Annotated in this window: 7 protein-coding genes; 4 read left to right on the top strand and 3 right to left on the bottom strand. The window is 72.5% G+C overall.

The features are described from left to right. The first annotated feature begins 254 nt into the window (after nucleotides 1-254). The gene (locus ACWEQO_RS25295; RefSeq protein ID WP_361458864.1) at nucleotides 255-851 is read left to right on the top strand and encodes an aldehyde dehydrogenase family protein; all 597 of its coding nucleotides are present in this window, start codon (nucleotides 255-257) and stop codon (nucleotides 849-851) included. A 40-nt stretch (nucleotides 852-891) separates the two neighbouring features. On the opposite strand, the gene trxA is transcribed toward ACWEQO_RS25295, so the two are convergent. Further along, the gene (gene trxA / locus ACWEQO_RS25290; RefSeq protein WP_361458866.1) at nucleotides 892-1,296 is read right to left on the bottom strand and encodes a thioredoxin; all 405 of its coding nucleotides are present in this window, start codon (nucleotides 1,294-1,296) and stop codon (nucleotides 892-894) included. Between the two features lie 117 nt (nucleotides 1,297-1,413). Between trxA and ACWEQO_RS25285 the strand changes: the two genes are divergently transcribed. Further along, entirely contained in the window at nucleotides 1,414-2,898 is a 1,485-nt protein-coding gene (locus ACWEQO_RS25285; RefSeq protein WP_452985327.1) for a dihydrolipoyl dehydrogenase family protein, read from the top strand. A 67-nt stretch (nucleotides 2,899-2,965) separates the two neighbouring features. Here ACWEQO_RS25285 and ACWEQO_RS25280 read toward each other — a convergent pair whose 3' ends face one another. After that, complete coding sequence (locus ACWEQO_RS25280; protein WP_452985326.1) at nucleotides 2,966-3,610, bottom strand: peptide deformylase; 645 nt, start codon at nucleotides 3,608-3,610, stop codon at nucleotides 2,966-2,968. A gap of 144 nt (nucleotides 3,611-3,754) precedes the next feature. Here ACWEQO_RS25280 and ACWEQO_RS25275 point away from each other — a divergent pair, with 144 nt between their 5' ends. Next, the gene (locus tag ACWEQO_RS25275) at nucleotides 3,755-5,179 is read left to right on the top strand and encodes a PepSY-associated TM helix domain-containing protein (protein ID WP_452985325.1); all 1,425 of its coding nucleotides are present in this window, start codon (nucleotides 3,755-3,757) and stop codon (nucleotides 5,177-5,179) included. Between the two features lie 92 nt (nucleotides 5,180-5,271). On the opposite strand, the gene ACWEQO_RS25270 is transcribed toward ACWEQO_RS25275, so the two are convergent. Continuing rightward, on the bottom strand, nucleotides 5,272-5,658 hold the full coding sequence (locus ACWEQO_RS25270) for a tetratricopeptide repeat protein (protein ID WP_361458874.1): 387 nt from the start codon (nucleotides 5,656-5,658) through the stop codon (nucleotides 5,272-5,274). 121 nt (nucleotides 5,659-5,779) lie between these two features. On the opposite strand from ACWEQO_RS25270, the gene ACWEQO_RS25265 reads away from it, so the two are divergent. Continuing rightward, the gene (locus ACWEQO_RS25265) at nucleotides 5,780-6,745 is read left to right on the top strand and encodes a pirin family protein (RefSeq protein ID WP_452985324.1); all 966 of its coding nucleotides are present in this window, start codon (nucleotides 5,780-5,782) and stop codon (nucleotides 6,743-6,745) included. The last annotated feature ends 580 nt before the right edge of the window (nucleotides 6,746-7,325 follow it).

Here is a 7,325-nt window from a genome sequence, read left to right as displayed (position 1 = left end):
CGAGCCGACGTGCTCTTCGCGATGCTCCGCGACGGCACCTTCTACGAACCCCAACCCGCCCCCACGGGTTGACGAAACCCATAGGGGCACCCCCCCCCGCACCGCATGCGGGACCCGGTCGCGCCGTCGGGCGATAAGGGGGCGAATCGTCCGGATGGCGACTAGAATGTTGCATGCTCAACCAAATGGTACGCGGAAGGACAGCCGGGCTCACGCTCGCGCGGTGCGCCGGCGACCGATCGGAGAGCCTGCACATGCCGTTGCTCGACCCCACGACCTGGCAGCCCCGCCGCCTCGCGGGACCCGACCACACCGTCACGGAGCCCGCCACCGGCGAACAGCCGGCCACCGCCGCCCTCGCCACCGGTGAGGACGTCGGGGCCGCCGCCGAAGCGGGCCGCGCCGCCCGGAGCGAGTGGGCGAAGGCCCCGCACTCCGTCCGTGCCGCGGTGCTCCGCAAGGCCGGCGACCTGTTCGCCGCGCACGCCGACGAACTGCGGGAATGGCTGGTCCGGGAAGCCGGCAACATCCCCGGCAAGGCCGACTTCGAACTGCACGTCGCCGCCCAGGAGTGCTACGAGGCCGCGGCCCTGGCCGCCGCGAGCCCCTACGGCCTCGCGCTGGGCATCGTCACCACCGACACGGCGCGCGGTCTGGACCTGGCGGAGCGGATCCCGACGGGGATCGTGCACATCAACGACCAGACCGTCAACGACGAGGCCGTGGCCCCCTTCGGCGGCGTCGCCGCCTCCGGCACCGGGTCCCGCTTCGGCGGCGACGCCGACCTGGACGCGTTCACCGAGGTGCGCTGGACCACCGTGCGCGGGGACGTCGCGCGGTACCCCTTCTAGAAGGTCCCGTTCCCGAAGGACCCGAGCCGGGGCCGGTCGGTCACCGGGTCTGGCCCTGGCCCCCCGCCTCGCCGCCGGCCTTCGCCTGCTGCTCGGCGATCGACTTGCGGACCTCGTCCATGTCCAGCTTGCGGGCCTGCCCGATGACGTCCGCCAGCGCGGCCTCGGGCAGGGCACCCGGCTGGGCGAACACGGCCACCTGGTCGCGGACGATCATCAGCGTCGGGATCGACTGGATGCTGAAGGCCGCGGCCAGCTCCGGCTGCGCCTCCGTGTCCACCTTGCCGAACACCAGGTCCGGGTTGTCCTTCGCGGCCTTCTCGTACACGGGCGCGAACTGACGGCACGGCCCGCACCAGGACGCCCAGAAGTCGATGAGAACGAACTCGTTCTCCGTGACCAGCTGGTCGAAGTTCTCCTTGGTGAGCTCCACGGTGCTGCTCATGGTGTTCCCTCTTCCTGGTGTCGGGCCGAGCCATCCGCACAACACGGTCGGCCGGGTCGCGTATTCCGCGCCCCTACCCATGTGGCCACCGCGCACACCACCCACCAGACTGACCCCATGAGGCAAACGGAACCGACAGGACCGACGACACCGGCGGGGTCGACAGGATCGGCGGAACCGGAGTCCACGGACTACGACGTCGTCGTGCTCGGCGCCGGGCCCGTGGGGGAGAACGTCGCCGACCGGACCCGCGCGGCAGGGCTGACCACCGCGATCGTCGAGAGCGAACTGGTCGGCGGCGAGTGCTCCTACTGGGCGTGCATGCCCAGCAAGGCCCTGCTGCGTCCCGTTCTCGCGCGGGCCGACGCCCGCCGCACCCCCGGCCTGAGCCGGTCGGCGCAGGGACCGCTCGACGCGAGCGCGGTCCTCGCCCACCGGGACGAGTACACCTCGCACTGGAAGGACGACGGCCAGGTCCAGTGGCTTCAGAGCGTCGGCGTCGAACTGCACCGCGGCCTCGGGCGGATCACCGGCCCGCGCACGGTGACCGTCACCGCCGCCGACGGAACGCGGCGCGTCCTCACCGCCCGGCACGCCGTCGCCGTCTGCACCGGCAGCCGCGCGCTGCTGCCCCCGCTGCCCGGACTCGCCGACGTCGCGCCGTGGACGAGCAGGGAGGCCACCAGCGCCAAGGCCGTGCCCGGCAGGCTGGCCGTGGTCGGCGGCGGTGTCGTCGCCACCGAGATGGCCACGGCCTGGCAGGCGCTCGGCTCCCGGGTCACGCTCCTGGTACGAGGCGAGGGCCTGCTGTCCCGGATGGAGCCCTTCGCCGGAGAGCTGGTCGCCGAGGCGCTCACCGAGGCCGGCGTAGACCTCCGCACCGGTACCTCCGCCACCTCGGTGACCAGGGAGAACGGCGCCGTCGTGGTCGTCACCGACACGGGGGAGCGGATCGAGGCCGACGAGATCCTCTTCGCCACCGGCCGTGCCCCGCGCACCGACGACATCGGCCTGGAGACCGTCGGTCTGGAACCCGGATCCTGGCTCACCGTGGACGACACCCTCCGGGTGACCGGCCAGGACTGGCTCTACGCGGTCGGCGACGTCAACCGGCGTGCCCTGCTCACCCATCAGGGCAAGTACCAGGCCCGTATCGCGGGCGCCGCCATCGCCGCGCGCGCCGCCGGGGACCCCGTCGCCGCGGAGGCATGGGGCGCGCACGCCGCCACCGCCGACCACAGCGCCGTACCCCAGGTGGTGTTCACCGATCCGGAGGCGGGCTCGGTCGGCCTGTCCCTGGCCGAGGCGGAACGGGCGGGACACCGCGTCCGCGCCGTCGACCTCGACCTGTCCTCGGTCGCCGGCGCCGGTCTGTACGGGGAGAACTACAGGGGACGCGCCCGCATGGTCGTCGACCTCGAGAGCGAGACCCTGCGCGGCGTCACCTTCGTCGGCCCCGGAGTGGGCGAACTGATCCACTCGGCGACCGTCGCGGTCGCCGCCCAGGTCCCGGTCGCCCGCCTGTGGCACGCGGTCCCGTCGTACCCGACGATCAGCGAGGCGTGGCTCCGACTGCTGGAGGCATACCGGGACAGCGCCTGAGTCACCGGGAGAACGGGCCGCGGCCGGGCGACCGGGCCTGCGGGAGCCGGTTCCACGGGAGCCGGTTCTACGGGAGTTCGAAGCCCAGTGCCCGCGCGGCCGACTCCGGTGTGGGCTGCGACCAGCGTTCCGCCACCGCCTGGTGGGACGAGAGCGAGCGGAGCTCGGCCCGGTCGAGATAGAGCGTGCCGTCGAGGTGGTCCGTCTCGTGCTGCACGATCCGCGCGGGCCAGCCGCCGAACACCTCGTCCACCGCCCGCCCGTGCTCGTCCTGCCCGGTCAGCCGCACCTCGGCGTGCCGCGCCACCACCGCCTGGTAGCCGGGCACGCTCAAGCAGCCCTCGAAGAACGCCGCCCGCCCGCCGCCGACCGGCGCGTAGACCGGGTTGACCAGCACCCGGAAGGGCTGCCGCACCCGACCGCGTGCCAGCCGCACCTCCTCCGGGACGGGCGCCGGGTCCTCGATCACCGCGATCCGCAGTCCCACCCCCACCTGCGGCGCGGCCAGGCCGACCCCCGGCGCGGCGTGCATGGTGACCCGCAACGCCTCGACGAACCGCGCCAGCAGCGCGGGGTCCAACTGGCCGTCGAAGGGCTCGGTCGCCTGCCGCAGAACCGGATCGCCGGCCGCGACGACGGGCAACGGCCCTTCACCGGCGAGGAGTTGCTCGACGCGCTCGGCGAGGGGCACACGGTCGTTCGCAGTTCCCATCGCGCCAGGATGACACGCGCCCACGACGCCCCCGCTCCGAACGGTGACGCAGATCACGTTCGCCGCCCGGGAACTCACGCCCCCGCCGCCCCGACCACTGGAGCAGTACCACGGCCGCCAAGACGCCCCGGGAGAAACCCGCCGATGACCACCGCTCCCTCGCCCACCACGGACGAGGCCCCCCGACCCCCCGCCCCCGCACGATCCGGATCCGGCTGGACCACCCTGCGCCCCCTGATCCTGCGCCTGCACTTCTACGCGGGCGTGGTGGTGGCGCCGTTCCTGCTCGTCGCCGCTCTCACCGGCCTGCTGTACGCCGCGTCCTTCCCGGTCGAGAAGATCGTCTACGACCACGAGCTGACCGTCCCCGTCGGCGACCGCGTACTGCCGATCTCCGAGCAGGTGGCCGCCGCCCGCGAGGCGCACCCCGAGGGCGCGGTCTCCGCGATCCGGCCCGCACCCGAGGCGGACGCGACCACCAGGGTGATGCTGTCCGGCGTGCCGGGAGTGGACCCGAACCACACCCTCGCCGTGTTCGTCGACCCGTACACCGCGGAGGTGCGCGGCGCACTGGAGCAGTACGGCTCCACCGGCGCGCTGCCCCTGCGCACCTGGATCGACGAGTTCCACCGCGATCTGCACCTCGGTGAGACGGGCCGCCTCTACAGCGAGTTCGCGGCCAGCTGGCTGTGGGTGATCGCCGTCGGCGGTCTGGTGCTGTGGTTCTCCCGCCGCCGGGCGCTGCGCAAGATCCGCGGCACCAGCGGCCGACGGCGCACTCTGGGCCTGCACGGCGGCATCGGAGCCTGGGCCGCGGCCGGCTTCATCTTCCTCTCCGTGACCGGACTGACCTGGTCCACCTACACCGGTGCCACCATCGCCGACCTGCGCGCCTCGCTCGGCCAGGAAACGCCCACGGTGTCGGCCGCCGCGGGCGGCGAACACGCCGGGCACGGCGCGGCGGGCGGAAGCGGGGGCGACGCCGAGCGCGGGGTCGGCCTCGACCAGGTCCTCGCTGCGGCTCGGGCCGAGCGCCTCGACGACCCGGTGGAGATCGTCCCGCCCGCCGACGCGGCCTCCGGGTACGTCGTGAAGCAGGTGCAGCGCAGCTGGCCCGAGAAGCAGGACGCGGTCGCCGTCGACCCGGCGACCGGCGCGGTCACCGACGTCGTGCGGTGGACCGACTACCCGGTGCTCGCCAAACTCAGCCGCTGGGGCATCGACCTGCACACCGGAGTCCTCTTCGGCCTGCCCAACCAGATCGCGCTGATGCTGCTCGCGGCCACACTGATCCTGCTGATCCTGTGGGGTTACCGCATGTGGTGGCAGCGGGGCCGGGGCTCGGCCTTCGGCCGGCCGATCCCACGCGGTGCCTGGCAGCAGGTGCCGCCGTACATCCTCGTGCCGCTGCTGGCGGTGATCGCCGTGCTGGGCTACTTCGTCCCGCTGCTCGGCATCCCGCTGGCCGCCTTCCTCGCCGTCGACATCCTCCTCGGGGAGATCGCGCACCGGCGGGGACGCCGGACGTACGGGGGAGGCGCACGCACCGGAACGGCACGGACGCCGTAACCGGGACGGGCTGAAAACCGCGCGGGCCGGTGCCGTCCTCCCCCGGGGAGGAACAGGGGCACCGGCCCGCGCGACTGCCGCCCCGCCGCCCTCTACGCGCGCTCGGACTCACGGTCGGGTTCGCGGTCGAGCCCGCCGTCGAACTCGCCCGCCAGCGCGGCGGCGATCCGCAGGTGGGACTCCGCCTCCTCGTTCCGCCCCTGTCGTTCGAGGGTGCGGCCGAGCATCAGCCGGGCGTAGTGCTCCACCGGATCGCGCTCCACGATGATCCGCAGCTCGGCCTCGGCGCGGCGCAGCTGGGCCGAGTGGTAGTAGGAGCGTGCCAGCAGCAGCCGCGGTCCGGTCTGCTCGGGCACCTCCTCGACCAGACGGCTCAGGACGCGCGCCGCGGCGGTGTAGTCCCTGGCGTCGAAGAACAGCCCGGCGCGCTCCCAGCGCTCGGCCGGGGTCCCGTGGTCGTAGTAGTGCATGGTGTCCACTCGTGACCTCCTTCGACGCCGACAACGGAGCCGATTGGTTGGATATTCCATTACTGGATCGGGGTGCGGAGCGGGAGCGGACGGAGTGACTCGCCGCACCCCTCGAAGCTAAGTTGTGCCCATGAGCAATCTCGAGCGGGAAGCCGTTCCGTCCCTGTGCGGTGGCCGCGGCTTCGTGGTGGCGGAGCCGGTGCGTGAGCTCCTCAGTCCCCGACAGGTCAAGCTCGGCGAGTCCACCGAGGTCCGGCGGCTGCTGCCCAACCTGGGGCGGCGCATGGTCGGCGCATGGTGCTTCGTCGACCACTACGGCCCGGACGACATCGCCGACGAGCCCGGCATGCAGGTGCCGCCGCATCCGCACATGGGCCTGCAGACGGTGAGCTGGCTGCACGAGGGCGAGGTCCTGCACCGTGACTCCACGGGCAGCCTCCAGACGATCCGCCCGCGCGAACTGGGCCTGATGACGTCCGGCAGGGCGATCAGCCACTCCGAGGAGAGCCCCCGCTCGCACGCACGCTTCCTGCACGGCGCCCAGTTGTGGGTCGCCCTCCCGGACGGCCACCGCCACACCGACCCGCACTTCGAGCACCACACCGACCTCCCGGTCGTCACGGCACCGGGTGTCGAGGCCACGCTCATCCTCGGCGACCTGGACGGCGCCACGTCCCCGGGCACGACGTACACCCCGATCGTCGGCGCCGACCTGGCCCTGTCGAACGGCGCGGACGTCCGGCTGCCCCTGGAGCGCGACTTCGAGTACGCGGTCCTCGCCATGTCCGGCGAGGTCCACGTGGACGGCGTACCGGTGCTCCCGGGCTCGATGCTCTACCTCGGCTGCGGCCGCGACGAACTCCCGCTGCGCGCCGAGTCCGACGCGGCGCTGATGCTCCTGGGCGGAGAGCCGTTCGAGGAGGAACTGATCATGTTCTGGAACTGGATCGGACGGACCCAGGAGGAGATCGAACAGGCCCGCCGGGACTGGATGACCGGCACCCGCTTCGGCGAGGTGAAGGGCTACGACGGCGCCCCGCTGCCGGCCCCCGAGCTGCCGCCGGTGCCGCTGAAGCCGCGCGGAAGGGTGCGTTGACCTGCGAGAATGCCTGAGTCCTGGTGGCTGGTGGGCGGGCGGCGGCCGGGCGCTGCCTCCCGCTGTCCGGCTGCTTGCGGGAGGACGGCTGAGCGGAGTGCGGACCGGAGCCGGGGTGGCGGGCGATTCCCCGGTGTGGTCGTCTGTGGGCAGCTGTGGCAGGACTTTGCTGACCTGATGCCGACTTCGCTGACGCGTCGGCAGCTGCGATTGAGGGACTCTTTTCGCAGCTCCCTCGCGCGGCTGGGCCGGGTGCTGGTGCGAGAACTCGGCGCTTGCCCTGTCGTCTTGTGGAGAGTCGACAAGATTCGGAGGCCGTAGATGCCTACTGGTGAACGCTGCTTTCCTTGATCCAGTGAGAGAAGTGCTGTCCGAGCGCCACCAGGGGTTTTTCGTCTGCTGGTGGTACGGCGACGGCATATCACCGGCCAGTACGCATAGTGCAGCTCGGCGTCCGGAGCGGCTCACTGAGGTTTTCTCAACGAAATGCTCTCGTGAGGTGATTCGGCCCAGAAAATGCCGCGAGTCGCGATGAGCCCTGCGGCGTCCGGCGGTCGTACGGTCGAACCCGTCACCGAGG

This window comes from Streptomyces sp. NPDC004051 (genome assembly GCF_053604275.1).
The sequence above is the reverse complement of the archived record's forward strand: the minus strand, read 5'-3'. Positions and strand labels throughout refer to the sequence as shown.